A 17,218-nucleotide genomic window follows, 5' to 3' on the forward strand; every position below is an offset into this window, starting at 1 on the left:
TCGACTGTCAAAACCTCAATAAATCAGTGAATCGCGTCATTCAATTCTGACCCAAACGTCAAGCATTTCTGACCCAAATTGAATGGCGGCCATTCATCGACGCTGCAGCCAATATCTCAAGGAAAACACAACAACATCAAGAGACTCCACAGCGCACTGGGCTATCGCCCACCAGCCCCGGAAACTATAATCCCAATGGATCAGAGGCCAACAATGCACTAACAATCAAACTGGACCAGTCAGATGAGGCTGCTCAGAAATCCACACATTGAGCCACTCATTCTCTGAGCCGTCGCCGCTTATGACTTGGTTGGAATCACCACCCGACCGCTTAAACCTCCAAGCGAGACAGATTTTCCCAAGTCAAAGTGCGCACCATATGCATTGAGAAGATCAACCGCTATTGCCAGCCCCAGCCCGCTGCCTCTCACCGAAGTGTCAAGCCGCCCACCAGAGCGCAATGCTTCGCGTATTGCGTCCTCTGGAATACCCGGCCCGTCATCTTCGATACAGATCTCGACGCAGTATTCCCGACGTTTCGCAATCAGTCTTACTTGGCCGCGACACCATTTGACTGCGTTATCCAACAAGTTTCCAAGAACCTCTTCGATATCTTGCGTATCCATGCGCACCCAGAGTTCGGGGTCGCTTTTGACGTCCAGCTTTTTGCCTTCTCTTTCGGCAATCGTTGAAAACAGCCGTGCGAGACGTTCGACTGAGTGTGAAATATCCGAGCGCGAATGCGTCAACTCAGCTGTGTTTAGAGCTCGGATGCGCGCGAGTGACCGACCGAGTTGAGCGTCGATTCGATCAAGAGCTTCGTCAGCGATATTTGTATCGACGCCGGACTGGGACATAGCCTGCAATTCATTTCTCAGAATAGTGGCAGGTGTTTTCAAAGCATGTGCCAGATCAGCGGCTTGCCTGCGTGATCCGGACACAATGTCCCTATTGCGACGCAAAAGCTGATTCAAGTCATTAACCAAAGGGGCCACTTCCTCCGGATAATCCTTTGGTTTCAGGTCGTCATCAGCGTCCCAACGATAAGCCACATCCCTGCGCAATTTACGAAGAGGCCCCAGGATGACAGACATCAGCATCAATGAGCTCGCAACGCCGATCAGGCCAACCAACCCAAACACTGGCAGAAGACTGCGCTGTGCCGCCTGTCTTTCGTTGACCAATTGCGCCTGGCTTTCAGCAACACTTATGCCCCAGACAGTGTCATCTTCGAAGGTAATCTGTTGGTACGCGCTGCGCAGCGCTTCGCCCTCGGGGCCCGAAGTGTTCCAAAGGGTTGCGTTTTCTGAGGCGTTGGGTGGCTCGGCGATTGTTTCATCAAACAGAGACGCCGACGTGAAAACCTCTCCGTCGCCGCTGGTGACCTGCCAGTATCTGCCGGAATATGGCGCACTGTATGCCGGATCAAACATGAGATCACGCAGGGCATCCGGGTCTTGGGTCGTGACGCTCAGCCCGACAACAAGCTGGGTGTGGCGATCTAGAAGCGTGGCGTCGAACCTGTTTGAAACTCGGGAATCGATGAATGAAAACACCGCGAGTGTGCCCACGCCAACCGACAAGGCCCCGGACGCAATCCCCCCAAGCAATGCCCGTTGACGCAATGACAACATCAGAGTGAATCGATCATGTATCCGCGACCCCGAACCGTCGTGATCAGGTCAGGTCCCAACTTGTTACGCAGTCGGTTTATGAAAACCGCGATGGTATTCGAGTCCCGGTCACCATTGTATTCGTAGATATGCTCCGAAAGCTCGGATCTTGGAATCAGGCGACCGGCGTTATGGGCCAGGTAAGTCAGAACAGCAATCTCCTGGGCGGTTAAATCGATCGGAACACCTTCAACAGTCACCCGTCCATTACGTGTATCAAGAATGACGTTGCCCATCTCGATAATGGGGTTAAGCTGCCCACTCTGACGGCGCAAGATGGCGCGGACACGCGCGGCCAGCTCGGGCAAATGGAATGGTTTGGTCATGTAATCATCCGCACCAGCATCCAACCCGTCGACCCGTTCGCTCCACCCATCACGTGCCGTCAGGATCAATACCGGAGTTTTTACGCCTGCGCTGCGCCAGTCGCGCAAAACAGAGATGCCATCGCGTTCCGGAAGCCCGAGATCGAGGATGATCATATCATATGGTTCTGTAGTTCCCAGATGCTGGGCGTCAATGCCATTGTGGACGATATCGACCACTCGGCCTTCAGCGTTCAGCAGCTTTTTGATCTGCTCACAAAGGTGCGGTTCATCTTCAGCGAGTAATACTCTCATACTTTTTTCTATAGGCCTGCGACCGAAATTTTAACCACTATTTTTTGCCACCACCATTACCGTTGCCGCCGGAGTTGCCGTTACCGTTGCCACCGCTGTTGCCGTTGCCGCCAGAGTTGCCGTTGCCGTTGCCACCTGAGTTGCCGTTGCCGCCAGAGTTACCATTGCCGTTGCCGTTACCGTTGCCGCCAGAGTTACCGTTGCCGTTGCCGCCGGAGTTGCCGTTACCATTGCCGCCGCTATTGTTGCTCTGATTGCCCTTACTGCTGGCCTGTCCTTGCGAGTTGGATTTGGCAGAATTGCCGGGTGTGGACTTGGCTGCATTGGAAATCTGGCGTCCGATATTTGAACGATTGGGCACAACCACACCGGTTTGAGCATTCACGATAACACTGATGATCTTGCCGTTGGGTTTCTTTACAAGGATCCGATAGTAGACCTTGTCAGTCTGGAACGCACGCGCATCAACCGGCGTTCCGCCAAAGACTCTTTCAACGCCTTTAAGAACCCTCTTCAACCTGATGGTGCTGCCCGACGTTGTCACTTTGCGCAATTCGGACTGCTTTAGTTCGCGCACAGCAGCATGCCCGTCCCCGACTTGGAGAAAGGCGAACAGACAAGCGATGATAAAAAATTTTCTCATCCTCAGTACTCAATATCGCGTAACTGCGCCTCAATTCTACAGATTTTAAGATGAACTGGCGATGAACGGCCGGTTCGTCGCAGGTTCAACGATAATGGGCTTAAATCTGTCAGTTAGTTCCTGATTCCGGCACGCACACTCGTGCTGTCATTTTTCTACGCATTTCATCGTGTGTGGAAATTCGCATTTAATAAACGAGGACCGTCATGAAGATCAAAACGACCGGCCTAATGAAAGCCTCTGCAATAGCAATCGCTTTGCTGGGATCTACTGCAATTATTGGGGCGTTCACATTCCCCGATACCGCCTATGCCAAGCAAGGCAATGGTAACGGCGGTGGCAATGGTAACGGCGGTGGCAATGGTAACGGGGGCGACAAAGGCAACAGCGGTGGCAAAGGCCACGGCAGCAGCGCGAGTAGCGGAAAAGATAAAGGTAAAGGATCAACCGCATCAACAAACGGCGCAAGCAAAGCTGCCGGGAAATCTGGTCACAAGTCAAAAGGCTCTGAACGGAGCTCCTCGAAATCTTCCAAGAAGGGTCAATTCTCTCTGAATGGATTGTTTGGCGGCAATAAAAAACAAACTGCCAAGAAGACACAAAGGAAGGGAATTGCCGGCCTGTTCAAAGGTAGCAAGCCAGTCACGACTGCAAAACGAACAAAAACTACTTCAGTTAAGCAGTCTTTGCGCCCGCCAAGCAGGAAAGCAACGATTCTAGAAGATAGTACGCTTGCGCTTGAACCGCGCAACCTCGGCAAGTTGAACGGCGCCACTAACTCCAGCCCCAAGGCAAAGCTCGCGCATATTGCCAACGGTCAGTATATGAAAGGTACGGGGCCGGTCAGCCTTGCAGCAGGCCTTGCCGTTGCGGACACCAAATTCAATCACATCATGGGTGAAAACAACACGTTGAGTCCCAAAGACGTGAAAGAAATCAACGCAGCGCTGGACTACTTGGACGAAGCCCCCCTGTCCCTGGAAGAAGCCGAGGATATCCTTGCCAATGAGGAAGCCAACCCTGGGACAACTGATCCTGAAGATTTGGAAGACGCGCAAGCCGTTAAAGATGCGCACGACTTAACCACGGATGAAGATGGTAATCCGATTGATCGACCTACGGAAGATCAGTTGGCGTCCGCAGAAGCCGTGCATCAGGCAGAAGACAACCTTTTGGATCACCACAAGGGCGGGTTTTCAGAAGATGACGCCATCGCAGCGCAGCAGCAAGACAGTGTTCTCGACGCTGTACGAGCCTCTAATCCTGACGAGGAAGCCGTCAAAACCGCTCTTGGCAATTCGTATGACGAAGACAAGTACGATGACGAAGAAGTCAGTATCGATCCGGCCGAAGAAGATCAGACGCCTGATGGAGAGGAAGAGGAAGAACTTGTTAGTAATGGCTAAGTGCTAGGTCAGAAGGGTGTTGGTAAAGACCTGGTCCGCGCCAATATCGCACGGGTTCGCATCATTCCCCAATAACCATTTGGATTCTTTACCCTGCCTCTCACTGTAAAAAAAGCCCGCTCTGATTAGAGCGGGCTTTTGCATTGGTGTTTTCCCGGGTGGGACGTGTCCCTGGAAAACTGCAGACGTCTTTATGTAGGGTCAGACGTCCTTTTTTGCTCTTTCAAACTGTTCGCTATTTACGATAGCCGTCAGAGCAATCTCGACAGGCGAGAAACGCCCGCTGCCGGATTTCGTGGTGTTCGACACGCATTTGTGCGCGGTGGAACGTGATGGTTTCATTCGTACAGGAATCGGATCCAAAGCTTTTTCAGTGGCAGACTTAATCATGCTGTTCCCCTTCCAGAGAGCCAAGCGCCCTTAACCGTCTCGGCTCGGTAGAATGAGTATGCGCGATGTTTGTTGAACACTGCGAGAACACATTGTTCATCTTTGGTTAAAGTTGTAGCCGATACGTCAACAATAGTCTAAGTTGCTCTTCGCTGCTCAAATCCCCACTGATGGTTTAAGTAACCCTTGATAGTAGATGAGCAGCAATTGTCGTATTTGGCCTTGCACCATCGCTGTGTAGTTGAACAGACAAAGGAACGTTTTGCCAACCTGTGCGGCTAACTTGGTGCTTTACAGCTATCGCATTCACTAGCCGTCAGCCGATACGTGCTGTTTCAGCATTGTTGGAGCCGCGGTCTGCATCATTTCTTCGATTTAACAAATGCAGCAGTTCAACTTGATTAGAAGCGCCCGTCTTTGAAAAAACTGAACTCAGATGCGACCGAACAGTCGTTGGGCAGACAGTCAGGGCTTCGGAAACCTTTTTGACCGTAAATCCTTCCTTCAACATGGCACAAACCCGAAATTCACACCGGCTCAGGCCTGCTGGGTTTTGAGGACCCAGTATCGGAACACGTTTGTTTCCCGAAACCTCCTTAAGATGGTGATTTCGGCCCTTCTCAAAAATCGCGGAAGCTGAACCAGGCGTTCGATTGCTCCAACCGGACGCTAGTGTCGACGCCATTATGGCCAGTAAGTCCAAATCAAATTGGGCAGGCTTATGCCGGAAATGCAGCTCGATGTGATCCACATGCCCGCCACTCGTATCAAGCGGAACGATGATCACCTCACCCAAATCCTTTAAATCGCCCTCAAGATGTCGTGGTATTGCTGCGTTGTCTGCAATCAATGCATCTGACAATGTCCAAATTGAACCAGCCTTTGCCGTCGCAAAATTGTCACCCAAAACCAGCTCTGCCTGAGTTTGAGATTGAGAGGGCCAGACTTTACCTTCTTCTCTGCAACACCGAGCAACGTATTTTACTTTTCGGTCCAGCTTAAATGTTCGTGCAATTAATGCAGCGTCTGCATTAACCAACTCTATTAATTTTCTTAAAGCTTGTGGAATGGAATTATTACCCGCTAAAGCGTGTGTCCATTCCATAACGAATCTGAAGCTGTTTTGCGCCTGGGCGCTTCTGGGAAAACTGACACTCATTACTCTACCAACCAAATCAGCAAACTTTGCTGGTCAAAATTTCTTTCGCAGCCCCCGCCGCAGTTACAAACTTGTTTAGGTCTCATCAGCTCAGCAACTGGTTTTTGAAGCTTCAAATGAAGATGTACAATAAAGCTTGGCGCCGAACTAGTTGCTAATTATCTGAATTTATTACTAAAAATTCAATTTTGTGAAAATTAAACGTCGACATCCGATCGATCCAAAGAACGAGATTTTAGACTACAGTTACCCCTCGAATCACTAAATTGTTTCCAAACATACTGATTCGAATGAATGTTAAGGCCTTGTTAATGCAAGGTTTATTTTTGTCATCTTCAGGTAACTAATGAAATTAAAAACACACTTTTAAGGTGTATTTTTCCTATTTTTCGCGGAAGGCGGGAATTTTTATCACGGCTACCGTTATTTCAGAGCCAATGCAAAATGTCTGGCTTGCGTTGCGACAAACGCAACGTGGATTTCAATTTAACCTTTCGGGGGAAACATGACCAAATTTATGAAGAAGTTTGTCAAAGAAGAAAGCGGCGCGGCAATTGTTGAATATGGCCTTGCCCTTTTGGTTGTCGCGTCAATTGCGGTTGGTGCGTTCTCTTATCTTGGCACCACTACAAACACGAACGTGACGGGTGCTTGCGCAGCTCTGGGTAGCGCAACCTGCTGAGCCATTGGTTCCTTGCGATTTACAAACCACAACAACATTCTGCGCCGTCCCATCCGTATAGCGGCGCAGAATACACCGCCGGGATTTTCGAAATCACATTTGTAGAAGTTTCGAGATTTTTGAGCGTAACTTTTGGAGACAGAGATGCGTATCAGACCAGTTATTACCACATTATTCGGAATCGCAATTGCTTCGGGCTCTGTGTTCCTGGCGAAAGATCACATTCAATTTAAAACGACTGAACCCAGTGCTACGACGAACACCGATCTTGTTGAGATCTACGTCGCGCGTTCTGAAATTGCATTTGGTCAAACCATAGAAAATCATCACGTCACCACTCACCTTTGGCCCCGCGAGGCGCTGCCCGCCGGTGTATTTACCGAGCTTGGAGTACTTGTTCCGGATAATCACCGACAACTACGCCGCGCTAAGGGGCGGTTCTATCCCGGCGAGGTCATGCTTCAGTCCAAGGTTTCGAACTATGGTGAAAAGGTCACCTTGGTTCAGAAGCTTGGCGAGAACACGCGCGCAATGGCAATCAAGGTCGACGCGGTCACTGCGGTTGGCGGATTTGTCACGCCCGGTGACTGGGTCGACATCGTTCTAACTCAGGGTGCGAGCTCCGAACTGAGCGCTGTAACCATTTTGCAGAAGATCCGGGTGATCGGTGTGGATCAACAGTCCGAAGAACTGAGTGATCAACCCGGGGTCGCGCGCACGATTACGGTGGAAGTGACACCTCAGCAAGGACAGCGCCTGGCTTTGGCTCAAAAAGCCGGGACCCTGAGCCTCACTCTAAGAACGCTGGACGGTGTCGAGGATGAGCCAATGGAAATGGTTCGCCTGCGCGATCTTTTGCAAGAAGAAGGTCCAGCTGAAAAAGTCGAAACTCAACCGACGGTTAGGTTGAATCGCGGCACGGAATCCGAAGTTGTCATCATCCAGAGGAACTCCCGCGGAGCCGAAGAAGCGACAGAGGCGGCGACGACCCCCCAGACGCAATCCAGCAATCAGACGGATGCTTCGTCCACCCCATTAACTGTCAGCCCAGAGATCAAGCCAAAAGCCCGCTCGATCGAAGTCAGCCAGAACTCTGCACAGTAAGTCTGCGTCATGCATTTTAAAGCCAACATATCATTCTTTGTAAGGGACGAACGCGGCACGGTCGCGATCCTTTGGGGCACAGCATTTGTTGCATTTCTCGGTTTCTTTGCGATCACGCTGGATGTTGGCCGATTGAACTCGACCCACGCAGAGTTTCAGTCCTTCGCGGACCACGTAGCCTTGGCAGCCGCTGGTGAGTTGGACGGACAACCCGACGCTATCACCCGCGCAACCAATGCAGCGGCCAACTTGATCAGTGACAGCCAGACATTTGCCAACGGTCCTTCCACGCTTTCGGGCTCGTCGGATTATACGCTTTTGTTTCACTCCGCGCTGCCGGTTTCGGACCTCACGCCGTTGGGCGCAGATGTCACCACCAACCCACGAGAAGCCAAATTTGCGCAGGTCGTGTTAACACCCAAATCCCTTAGCATGAACCTTGCTTCGGCTTTGGACAGAATGCTTGGTGGAAGCGGCATATCGGCCAGCGTTTCGGCCGAGGCCGTCGCCGGTTACTCCAAAGCGGCCTGCGATATCTCACCTTTGATGTTCTGCCTGCCGCCGGATTGGGAAAATACCCTGACCGTCGGCGATCAAATCTTGCTGCGCAGCGGTGGCAACGGAACCGCCTGGGGACCGGGTAACTTTGGGTTTATCGACCTGGCGACATTTGAAGATGCCTCTGGCGTATGTGCGGACGAAGGCGGGAACAAACTTGCCTGCCTCATCGCAGCGCAAAGCCAGATTACGCAATGCGTGTTGACTAATGGTCTGGATACCGAACCGGGTCAGAAGGTCGGAATCACCAATGCGGCGTTCAATGTCCGCTTTGATATTTTCCGCTCCGTGCTTAATGGTGAGAAAAACAACCCGGACTTTGCACCGGCTCCGAACGTCATCAAAGGGATACAGAAAAAGGGGGGTGGTTCCTGCATTCAGGGTAACGAAGAGGTTACGCCTGACACGGTCGCTCTTGGTCGAGACACTTGCATGGCGGCAGGCACATGCGGTGGCAACAACCGGTTCGGAGACGGCGTCTGGAATCGCGCAGGGTATCTTAACCGGAACCATGACCTTGCAGACGGTATCGCAGACGGAATTGGCGGCGATGCTCACCTTCCGGCTCTTAGCGTAACGGATAGCGTGTTTGCTGGCACAAGATACGGAATGTATCTGCGGGAAATCGCGCACGGCAATAGCAACCCACATGCACCGCCGAACGCAAATTCGATCCTGGACCCTTCGCTTGCGGAAACCGGCCGTCCGATGTGCTCGAACCAAATGTCGACTGACCCGGCCCGTCGTGTCGTAACAGCGGCAGGCATCGATTGTACCCAAAATCCGGTTTCCGGCTCGACCACGGGCGTTCCGGTTACAAAGTTTGTCGCTGTCTTCCTGACTGAACCAGTTGGGGATGATGGCGGCTCGCCACCCAGCTTTGACATCCATGGCGAAGTTGTCGGCTTCCCTGACGTTTCAGGTGTTGGCAGCGGCGGCAATGGGTTCGGCGGTATCTTTCGCGACCTCGTGCAACTGTATCGGTGATGGGACGCAGGATCATGAAAACCCGCCTCACAGACCCCCTGAAACGCTTTGCAAAAAAGGATGATGGCGCGATCCTCGTGGAATTTGGCCTCGTCATGCCAATCATGCTGCTGCTACTGGCCGTCACGCTGGAATCCGCACGCATGATGTGGTCCTACCAATCGGTCATAGCAGGCGTTCGCGACGCCAGTCGCTATCTGTCCAGAGTGACACCCGCAGATATCTGCACCTCTGGAGGCAATGTTGCGGGACTTACTACTACTTTGAAGGGCATCGTCGAGGACGACAAAAATGCCAACAGCCTGTTCCCGCCCAGCATAACGGTCAATTCGGTGACACCCAGTCTGTCCTGTGTATCAGGAACCTATCGGGTCAACCCGGCGCCTGTCGGTACGGTCAGCGCGAACATTACTATTCAATTTCCTTTGGGCGGAATCCTGTCTCTCTTTGGCAACGGGCTGTCTTCGGTGACGACTGACGTTTCGGACACTTCAAGGATTTTTGGGCAATGAAAGGTCTGCTTCATATCCACACGCACATGCTTCGCAGAGGGCAGAAAGTTCTTTGGGATCAAAGCGGCGGCGTTCTTGTCGAGTTCGCCATTGTCGTTTCCCTGTTTCTGTTCCTCTTCATGGCGCTACTGGATTTCGGTCGCATGTCCTATAGCATTGCAAATGCTCAGAAAGCCTCGCAACTGGCAGCGCGCATTGCAATCGTTCGACCGCCTGCGTGCCCCGGAGTACCCACGACGCATCAGCGGGGCACCTCTACTTCGTCACCACGGTTTGGCACGTCCTGCAGTGCCTCGGCCGGGGTTTGTGCGGATCCTCAAACCCCTTCGTGTTCGGGTGTCGCAATCAATGCTACGGCCTCGGAAGTCTGGGCGCGGATTAGCCCGCTTTTGCCTCCGGATGCCACAATAGACAACTTACAGTTTCATTATGACTTCAACCCCAATCTGGGTTTCTTGGGTGGCCCGTATACTCCCATGGTCTCAGTCGAATTGAACCTTAACGATTTTCAATTCGTTTCACCGTTGGCCGCGCTGGCAAATGCCGCGGGCGCAACTAACAGCACAATATCTTCGACAGTCGGTTACTCAAACTTCAGCGTCTCGCTGCCTGCTGAAGACCTTGCATTAGGAGAGTCAGGATGAGAGATCAGAATGTTTTTACACCGAAATCGCAGGCAATTATGCTTGTTTCGGAAAACGAAGAGATCGCGCAGCTGGTTGCGGATGTCTTTCCCGTAAATGAGGAAAATAAAGTCACCAGGAACGGGGCATCGTTTCAGATGTTGAATGGAACTGCCCTCGATCTTGCATTCAAGCACGATCTGGTGATCTTTGAAATCGACCCTGATGACACAGGGGAGCTCCGCGCTATCGAGGCTGTCCTGACGCACCGCGACGATAACACCTTGTTTGTTGCACTCACTCAGAATGATCTGTCGATCACCAAGGCGCGTGAATTGTACAAGATCGGTATTGATGAGGTTTTGCCGCTGTCGATTGATGGCGAAGGTTTGAAAGCCGCAGTCAGTGAGAAACTAAATGCGCGCGCGGTTTCGCGAACCACTATTTCAGACGGTTCTTCGGCGTTGGGCAAGGTGATACCAGTCGCAAAGGCGCGCGGTGGAATCGGAGCTACAACAGTTGCTGTCAACCTCGCTTGCTCGCTTGTCGGCGGGCGGGGATCTTTCTTCAGGAAGTCCGCAAAAAACCGAGTAGCCCTTTTGGATTTTGACCTTCAGTTCGGAAACTCAAATGTTTTTCTAGATCTCGAGGACAACGGCGGGTTCCTTCAACTTATCGAAAACTCTAAGATTCCTGACGATCATTTTCTGTCTTCGATCCTGCAAGAGCATGGGCTTGGCGTCGACGTTCTGTGCGCGCCTACCCCGATGGTGCCCCTACAATCGATGCGGCCTGATCTGATCGAAGGGATGCTGGACCTTCTGCAACATCGCTATGATTATATTATCATCGACCTTCCCTGCGCCGTCGTTGAATGGGTTGAACCTATTTTCAAACGGGCCACCAAATTGGCTTTGGTTACCGATACTACTGTCCCCTGCGTGCGCCAGGCGCGGCGGTTGATTGATTTCTACCGCGAGGCAAACGTCGGCCTTCCGGTGGAGTTCGTGGTCAACAGAGAGCGGAACACATTGATCAAGCCTTCGCATGTCCGCGAGGCCGAGAAGGTATTGAAGACAAGCCTGAAACACTGGCTGCCCGAGAATTCGAAAGTTGCCAGAAACTCCGTAGATCTTGGACGGCCGATTGTGGACTTGAAGCGGCAAACGGATCTTGGAAAAGCCTTGGCAAAACTGGCCGCTGCGGTCTCGGCTGAAACTCAGCCCGTGGCAACGAAGAAAGCGTAAAAGGAGATCAACGTGTTCAACGAATTTAGATCACGCAAGGTTGCTTCCAAGTCGAATGTGCTGACACTGGATCGACCCATTGACATGCCCACCAAATCCAAGGCGACTCCTGATCCAGTAGATGTCGATCTGCAGGCGCATCTGGAACTCAAAAGCCGCTTGCATGGTGAGCTTCTGGACCGGCTCAATCTTTCAGTTATCGATAAGGTTGAACGATCGGAATTGAAGCGCCAGATCGCATCTTTGGTAACCGGTCTGATTGAGGCTGAAAACCTGCACATGCGCTCTGAGGCTTTCACTGCGCTGGTTGATGAGCTTATTCACGAAGTTATGGGTCTGGGGCCATTGGAGCCGTTGCTGGAAGACCCGACTATCAACGATATTCTCGTAAACTCTTTTGATCAGGTTTACGTCGAACGCTTTGGTCTTCTGGAGCTTTCTACTGTTCGCTTCCGCGATGAACGTCACTTGCTGCGGATTATCGACAAGATCGTCAGCAAAGTTGGTCGGCGTATCGATGAGTCTCAGCCCTGGGTTGATGCGCGCTTGGAAGACGGCAGCCGCGTTAACGCAATTATTCGGCCGTGTTCCGTCGATGGACCAGCTTTGTCAATTCGCAAATTCTCCCGCAACCCTTTAACAATAAAAAAGCTTGTTGATCAGAACAGCATGAATGATCAGGCAGCCAAACTCCTTGCGGCCCTTGTCGAAGCAAGGTTGAATATTCTCATTTCAGGCGGCACTGGCACGGGTAAAACAACCATGCTGAACGCTGTATCGTCGTTTATCGATGGCAATCAGCGTATTGTTACTATCGAAGACGCTGCCGAACTTCAACTTCAGCAAAGCCACGTTGTTCGTCTTGAAACCCGCCCTCCGAATGCTGAAGGGCAAGGTGTAATCACCCAACGTGACCTAGTTCGCAATGCCCTGAGGATGCGGCCTGACCGCATCATCGTAGGAGAAGTTCGTGGGTCAGAGTGTTTTGACATGCTTCAAGCCATGAATACGGGCCATGACGGGTCTATGACTACCGTTCACGCAAACTCGGCGCGTGATTCACTAAGCCGGGTTGAGCAGATGGTAACAATGCTTGGCACTGACTTGCCGATGAAAACCATCCGATCACAGATTGCTTCGGCGATACAGATTGTACTCCAGCTCAGCCGCCTTAGTGACGGCTCCCGCAGAGTCGTCAGCATTTCGGAAATTACCGGCATGGAAGATGACACAATCACCATGCAGGACATTTTTGTTTTCAAACGTCGCGGCAAGTCGGAGGACGGGCAGATTCTTGGGGAATTCCTGCCTACGGGTATTCGGCCAAAATGCTTCGATCAGTTGGTTGCCGCAGGGGTCAACGTAGATACCAACATGTTTATTCGTGGGGCTATGTCGTTATGATTGACCTGCAACCGAACACCCTGAACATTCTGTTCTACATTTCGATTTTCCTTGGAATTCTTCTTGCATACGAAGGATTACAGCAGCTTTTCCTGCGCAAGGAATCCCTCAGCGAGGCCAGAAACCGGCGCATGAAGCTGATCCAGGGGGGCGCCTCGACCGATCAGGTTCTGCAATTGTTACGCGACCCTGCAATGATGGCTCCTGGCGAAAAACCCAGTTTGATCGCGCGCTTTCGCCGTCTGCTTGTCCAAGCCGGGCTGACGATCAATCCGATCTGGATGGTCCTTGCAGCCACTTGTGTAGCCCTAGCGGCCTTCGTTGCAATATCCCGGCTCCTAGCCCCGGAAATTGCCGCAGTTCTTAGCGGCTTTCTGGCCGTTATTCTCCCGGTGCTGGTACTGATCGCCATGAAGGATGCCCGATCCAGGAAACTGACAAAACAGTTGCCGGATGCATTGGACCTTATGGCCCGTGGCCTGAAGGTCGGACACCCGGTGGCTGTAACGGTCGGGAATGTGGCATCAGATCTTCCGGATCCGATAGGTTCCGAGTTTGGCATTATTCAAGACCAAATTAACTACGGCGACGACGTCGCAACGGCGTTTCAGGATTTCTCGAAACGTGTCGGAACAGAGGACGCAAACTATCTTGCGGTCAGCATCGGTATTCAGCACGGAACCGGCGGCAACCTTGCACGTGTCCTAAGCATTTTGTCCCAAGTCATCCGCGACCGGCAAACCATGCAAAAAAAGATCAAGGCAATCTCTGCCGAGGGCCGTCTTAGCAGCCTTATTCTTACGGTCTTGCCGGTGTTCATCTACTTCTCAATCGAGATGTCCACACCTACGTTCTACGGCGATGTGCGAAACGATCCGCTATTTCCCTATTTCGCGTGTGCGATCATCGGCCTGACAATTGCTCAAGGGCTTATTCTGAAACGGCTCGTAAAGTTCAAATTCTGAGAGGGAGCGGAAAAATGGAATTTATTCAAGGTTTTCTGAACAGCCAAGATCTGCCCCTTCAGTATCTCGTGCTGGGCGGGATCGCCGTAAGCGTATTCTTTGTAATCCTCGGGATTTCCGGCATGACCGCAACTGATGACACGGCTGCACGCCGGATGCGGGTCGGATCAATTTCTCGGGGGCATGGCGCAGATTTCGACCTCATCCAGGGGGATAACAGCGACCCGCATGGTCTTCTAAAGGCTTTTGTGCCCTCGTCGAAACGTGAGCGTTCCAGAATTGGCAGAATGCTTAAGCAGGCTGGTATTCAGCGCAAACACGCCATCCGCACTTTCTATTTGTTTCGTGTGGTTATGGGGTTCGTGCTACCGGCCGCTTTCGTTACGGCGTTGGCATTGCCGTTAGAAATTCAGGTTCAGCTTGGTATTGCTAGTCTTTTGCAGAGCATCTCCTGGGTAAATGCATTGCAGATTGTCACCGCGCTGATGGTAGTCGGATTCTACGGCCCTGCTCTGTGGCTGCGGTACCGTATTAGAAAGCGCCGTCAGGCCATTGAACACAGTCTTCCAAATGCGCTGGACCTGTTGCAAGTAGCGATAGAGGCAGGATTAGGATTTGACGCCGCGATGGTGCGTGTGTCGCATGAAATGGCGCACGCAGCACCGGAAATTTCGCAAGAATTCACGATACTCCAACTGGAACTGCAAGCTGGCAAAGAGCGCCAAGCCGCCTTTATGGACATGGCGGAACGCGTCGGCATTGATGAGGTAAACTCCTTCGCGAACGCCTTCCTGCAATCCAACCAATACGGTACCAGCATTTCTGCTTCTCTACGGAGGTTTGCCACCGACATGCGTGTGGATCGCGAACTTCGGGCACAGGAAAAGGCCAACAAACTGCCAGTGCAGATGTCAGCTGTTATGGCCATGTGTATGATGCCCGTTCTTCTGCTGATCTGCCTTTCACCGATGGTGATCCGATGGATCAACATGTTTGGGTGAAAGCGAGGAAGACAACAGTTAGAAGTTTGACGTCAATCCGGGCGCTGCCGGTCCGTCACAGAGCCCGGAATTCTGCAGCCCATGGATATTCGACGCCTCGGCAACAAACCGCGAACGTCGTTGAACGGGTGTTATGTAAATCGCCTTTAAGTTGTATTCTCACCTCCTAAATCTTCATCACTCGAGTGTTCCAGATCATAAATACCCTGCTTCTTCATACGGCGTATAAACGCTAGGTAGTTAATTACCTGGTCGATTTCATCCATTTCTCCTGTGGCATAAGCGACGGCAATCATCTTGAACTGAACCTCAGGATTTTCCGCAACTTTCTCGTCACTCTGCGCCGGACTCTTGCCAGCCCCCAAAGAAGCGGTATGTGTTTCGTCTTCTTCGCTCCCCATCACATCTAGATAGGACTTCAAATTGAACTCGGGATAACTCTCGCCCAGCTTGCCAACGGCCTCCCGTATTAGTTTCGCTGTCTGACCTACAAATCAGCTCTGATTTTCCGAAAGGGAAGTCAGAACAAATCAAACTGCATGCGGGAGCAAAAAATGGGGGCGGTGTGTTAGTTGATGACGCAAAGGTCAAATTCAACTGATGTCCAACGTTGGGGGGCCTTCTGATGTCGAACGTTCACCTAGTTTCTGGTCCAACTTTGACGGTTGGGTCAGGTTCGTGTGACGTTCAACAGGAAACCAGTGGCGGACCGAGGAGGATTCGAACCCCCGACCCCTTGATTCGTAGTCAAGTACTCTATCCAGCTGAGCTATCGGTCCGCGTTGGTGAGGCGGTATTTAGACCCGGTGTTCGGGACACGCAAGTCGATTCTTCAAAAAGTTTTCAAAAAGTCCCATCGCCCCGCGGAAGCCTGATTTCAAAGGTTGTCCCCTCGGGCCCGGTATGCGCCAGTATCAGGTCTCCGCCATGCCCACGCACCAACTCCTGCGAGATGGCAAGCCCCAGCCCAGAGCCTCCCTTACGCACCCCACCCTGAAATGGAGTGAACAGGTTCTCACGTGCTTTGGGCGGTAATCCGGGGCCGTCATCCCTGATCTCGACGCACCAGTCGTCTTTATACTCGCAGCCGGCGATCGTGATGCTTCCCGGCTTCCCGGATGCCACTAAGGCCTGACGCGCATTGCGCACAAGGTTCATCATGACACGGAATATCTGCTCTGGGTCTGCCCGGGCCACAAGGTCTTTGGGTACGTCGTTCACGATCTCGACGCAGGCATCTGCAACAGCCAGCTGTTCGCTGGCGACGACATCTGCGGCGACATCGTGCATGCGCACCATGGTCAGTGTCGGCGCAGGTTCTTCTGCGCGTCCGAAGGCCAGCGTGCTTTCGCATAACGACACCGCACGTGTGATCGAGTTCACCAGCTTGGGCGCCATACGCCGCACCAAGGGATCATCGCTGGTCTCAATCCGGTCGGTGAACAACTGTGCCGAAGTCAGTATGTTCCGCAAATCGTGGCTGACCTTGGCCACCGCGCCGCCCAGCTGCGCCAGCCGTTCTCGTTGCTTCAAGGCCTGCGTCAGCTCGGTCTGCAATTGCTGCAATGCTTCCTCGGCCTCACGAAGTTCGGTCACTTTGGAATTGGGCGAGATGATTCCTCGCGCGTCTTCGGGTGCCCCTGCATAGCGCTGCATATAACCAACAACACTTTTGATCGGTTTCACCAAAACGACGCGCACAGCCAAAAACAAAAAGAACGCGGTGATAATGGAGATGACAAAAGACAGCCCCAGAATGCGCAGGCCATAATCTGTCATCGCCATTCGCAGCGGCATGCTTTCTATGGTGACTTCAATCAGCAGACCTGCCCCTTTAACGGGTTCGCCAATAACGCGGATGACTTCGTTCTCAGTAGTGAACAATCGCGCCAGCGCGTCGCGGATCAACACCCAGGGCCCTGCGTCGCGCAGATCGTAGGTCTTGGTGATCTGTTCCGGGATGGGCGATGACAGCATAAGCTGGCGCACCTCATCGCGACGCAGCACGACGTTATAGACACCCGCGTTGGCCAGCAATTCGGCCTCAAGGTCTTCGGCCAGCATATCGTCAGCCAGCAGCGCCAAGGATGCGATCTGTGCGCGCTCAAGCCGGTTCAGCAGGAAGTCTTCGCGAAAGCGCGCGATTGAAGGAACAAAGATCAAAATCTCGGCCAACATCACGAAGACCGTCGTCAGGATCAGAAATCGGCCCGACAGCGAATTCAATCTGCTCTCCCTTCTTGG

At 52.3% G+C, this 17,218-nt stretch carries 17 protein-coding genes and 1 tRNA gene; 10 read left to right on the forward strand and 8 right to left on the reverse strand.

Features of this window, described 5'->3' with window-relative positions; all coding sequences use genetic code 11:
- Positions 1–299: 299 nt before the first annotated feature.
- Genes AC2FID_RS20805 through AC2FID_RS20815 form a run of 3 tightly spaced genes read right to left on the reverse strand, consistent with a single transcriptional unit; the run spans position 300 to position 2,837 of the window.
- Positions 300–1,634: a sensor histidine kinase gene (locus AC2FID_RS20805; RefSeq protein ID WP_496838525.1), complete on the reverse strand. Its 1,335-nt coding sequence runs from the start codon at positions 1,632–1,634 to the stop codon at positions 300–302.
- Positions 1,634–2,293 carry a response regulator gene (locus AC2FID_RS20810; RefSeq protein ID WP_058278674.1) on the reverse strand — a complete coding sequence of 220 codons (660 nt, stop codon included), beginning with the start codon at positions 2,291–2,293 and terminating at the stop codon, positions 1,634–1,636. Before AC2FID_RS20810 ends, AC2FID_RS20805 begins: the two co-directional genes overlap by 1 nt.
- A gap of 37 nt (positions 2,294–2,330) precedes the next feature.
- Positions 2,331–2,837: a PepSY domain-containing protein gene (locus AC2FID_RS20815; protein WP_496838527.1), complete on the reverse strand. Its 507-nt coding sequence runs from the start codon at positions 2,835–2,837 to the stop codon at positions 2,331–2,333.
- Positions 2,838–3,142: 305 nt separating this feature from the next.
- On the opposite strand from AC2FID_RS20815, the gene AC2FID_RS20820 reads away from it, so the two are divergent.
- Positions 3,143–4,342, forward strand: a complete 1,200-nt coding sequence (locus tag AC2FID_RS20820; RefSeq protein WP_496838528.1) for a hypothetical protein — start codon at positions 3,143–3,145, stop codon at positions 4,340–4,342.
- Between the two features lie 201 nt (positions 4,343–4,543).
- Here AC2FID_RS20820 and AC2FID_RS20825 read toward each other — a convergent pair whose 3' ends face one another.
- Together AC2FID_RS20825 and AC2FID_RS20830 are read right to left on the reverse strand one after the other, a co-directional pair.
- Positions 4,544–4,732 (reverse strand): hypothetical protein, encoded by a 189-nt coding sequence (locus tag AC2FID_RS20825; protein ID WP_282120596.1) that lies wholly within the window; start codon positions 4,730–4,732, stop codon positions 4,544–4,546.
- 316 nt (positions 4,733–5,048) lie between these two features.
- Positions 5,049–5,891: a helix-turn-helix transcriptional regulator gene (locus tag AC2FID_RS20830; RefSeq protein WP_496837249.1), complete on the reverse strand. Its 843-nt coding sequence runs from the start codon at positions 5,889–5,891 to the stop codon at positions 5,049–5,051.
- A 505-nt stretch (positions 5,892–6,396) separates the two neighbouring features.
- Between AC2FID_RS20830 and AC2FID_RS20835 the strand changes: the two genes are divergently transcribed.
- From AC2FID_RS20835 to AC2FID_RS20875, 9 genes are all read left to right on the forward strand, one after another.
- Positions 6,397–6,573, forward strand: a complete 177-nt coding sequence (locus tag AC2FID_RS20835; RefSeq protein WP_145975006.1) for a Flp family type IVb pilin — start codon at positions 6,397–6,399, stop codon at positions 6,571–6,573.
- A gap of 144 nt (positions 6,574–6,717) precedes the next feature.
- Positions 6,718–7,677, forward strand: a complete 960-nt coding sequence (cpaB, locus tag AC2FID_RS20840; protein WP_282171114.1) for a Flp pilus assembly protein CpaB — start codon at positions 6,718–6,720, stop codon at positions 7,675–7,677.
- Positions 7,678–7,686: 9 nt separating this feature from the next.
- A complete protein-coding gene (locus AC2FID_RS20845) occupies positions 7,687–9,222 on the forward strand; it encodes a pilus assembly protein TadG-related protein (RefSeq protein ID WP_496838530.1) in 1,536 nt (511 codons plus the stop codon).
- Positions 9,223–9,236: 14 nt separating this feature from the next.
- Positions 9,237–9,734, forward strand: coding sequence for a TadE/TadG family type IV pilus assembly protein (locus tag AC2FID_RS20850; RefSeq protein ID WP_282171112.1), 498 nt, complete (start codon positions 9,237–9,239; stop codon positions 9,732–9,734).
- A complete protein-coding gene (locus AC2FID_RS20855; protein ID WP_058278681.1) occupies positions 9,731–10,378 on the forward strand; it encodes a TadE/TadG family type IV pilus assembly protein in 648 nt (215 codons plus the stop codon). The genes AC2FID_RS20850 and AC2FID_RS20855 overlap by 4 nt, the downstream gene beginning before the upstream one ends.
- Positions 10,375–11,604, forward strand: a complete 1,230-nt coding sequence (locus tag AC2FID_RS20860) for a CpaE/TadZ family protein (protein ID WP_496707436.1) — start codon at positions 10,375–10,377, stop codon at positions 11,602–11,604. The genes AC2FID_RS20855 and AC2FID_RS20860 overlap by 4 nt, the downstream gene beginning before the upstream one ends.
- 12 nt (positions 11,605–11,616) lie before the next feature.
- Complete coding sequence (locus tag AC2FID_RS20865) at positions 11,617–13,008, forward strand: TadA family conjugal transfer-associated ATPase (protein WP_058278683.1); 1,392 nt, start codon at positions 11,617–11,619, stop codon at positions 13,006–13,008.
- Entirely contained in the window at positions 13,005–13,973 is a 969-nt protein-coding gene (locus AC2FID_RS20870) for a type II secretion system F family protein (protein WP_496838532.1), read from the forward strand. Before AC2FID_RS20865 ends, AC2FID_RS20870 begins: the two co-directional genes overlap by 4 nt.
- Positions 13,974–13,987: 14 nt before the next feature.
- Positions 13,988–14,974, forward strand: coding sequence for a type II secretion system F family protein (locus AC2FID_RS20875; RefSeq protein WP_058278685.1), 987 nt, complete (start codon positions 13,988–13,990; stop codon positions 14,972–14,974).
- Positions 14,975–15,120: 146 nt separating this feature from the next.
- On the opposite strand, the gene AC2FID_RS20880 is transcribed toward AC2FID_RS20875, so the two are convergent.
- The 3 genes from AC2FID_RS20880 to AC2FID_RS20890 form a co-directional block, all read right to left on the reverse strand.
- Positions 15,121–15,396: a hypothetical protein gene (locus AC2FID_RS20880; protein WP_496838534.1), complete on the reverse strand. Its 276-nt coding sequence runs from the start codon at positions 15,394–15,396 to the stop codon at positions 15,121–15,123.
- A gap of 280 nt (positions 15,397–15,676) precedes the next feature.
- Positions 15,677–15,753: transfer RNA gene (locus AC2FID_RS20885), tRNA-Arg, on the reverse strand.
- Between the two features lie 64 nt (positions 15,754–15,817).
- Complete coding sequence (locus AC2FID_RS20890; protein ID WP_282120566.1) at positions 15,818–17,200, reverse strand: ATP-binding protein; 1,383 nt, start codon at positions 17,198–17,200, stop codon at positions 15,818–15,820.
- Between the last annotated feature and the right edge of the window lie 18 nt (positions 17,201–17,218).

Source organism: Ruegeria sp. CDSC068, assembly GCF_059610545.1.

Bases quoted from the DNA above. Each gene is read 5' to 3' on its own strand.
- AC2FID_RS20855 (WP_058278681.1), top strand. From the start codon at position 9,731: ATGAAAGGTCTGCTTCATATCCACACGCACATGCTTCGCAGAGGGCAG.
- AC2FID_RS20820 (WP_496838528.1), top strand. From the start codon at position 3,143: ATGAAGATCAAAACGACCGGCCTAATGAAAGCCTCTGCAATAGCAATC.
- AC2FID_RS20810 (WP_058278674.1), bottom strand. From the start codon at position 2,293: ATGAGAGTATTACTCGCTGAAGATGAACCGCACCTTTGTGAGCAGATC.
- AC2FID_RS20825 (WP_282120596.1), bottom strand. From the start codon at position 4,732: ATGATTAAGTCTGCCACTGAAAAAGCTTTGGATCCGATTCCTGTACGA.
- AC2FID_RS20870 (WP_496838532.1), top strand. From the start codon at position 13,005: ATGATTGACCTGCAACCGAACACCCTGAACATTCTGTTCTACATTTCG.
- AC2FID_RS20860 (WP_496707436.1), top strand. From the start codon at position 10,375: ATGAGAGATCAGAATGTTTTTACACCGAAATCGCAGGCAATTATGCTT.
- AC2FID_RS20830 (WP_496837249.1), bottom strand. From the start codon at position 5,891: ATGAGTGTCAGTTTTCCCAGAAGCGCCCAGGCGCAAAACAGCTTCAGA.
- AC2FID_RS20805 (WP_496838525.1), bottom strand. From the start codon at position 1,634: ATGTTGTCATTGCGTCAACGGGCATTGCTTGGGGGGATTGCGTCCGGG.
- cpaB (WP_282171114.1), top strand. From the start codon at position 6,718: ATGCGTATCAGACCAGTTATTACCACATTATTCGGAATCGCAATTGCT.
- AC2FID_RS20850 (WP_282171112.1), top strand. From the start codon at position 9,237: ATGAAAACCCGCCTCACAGACCCCCTGAAACGCTTTGCAAAAAAGGAT.
- AC2FID_RS20845 (WP_496838530.1), top strand. From the start codon at position 7,687: ATGCATTTTAAAGCCAACATATCATTCTTTGTAAGGGACGAACGCGGC.
- AC2FID_RS20835 (WP_145975006.1), top strand. From the start codon at position 6,397: ATGACCAAATTTATGAAGAAGTTTGTCAAAGAAGAAAGCGGCGCGGCA.
- AC2FID_RS20875 (WP_058278685.1), top strand. From the start codon at position 13,988: ATGGAATTTATTCAAGGTTTTCTGAACAGCCAAGATCTGCCCCTTCAG.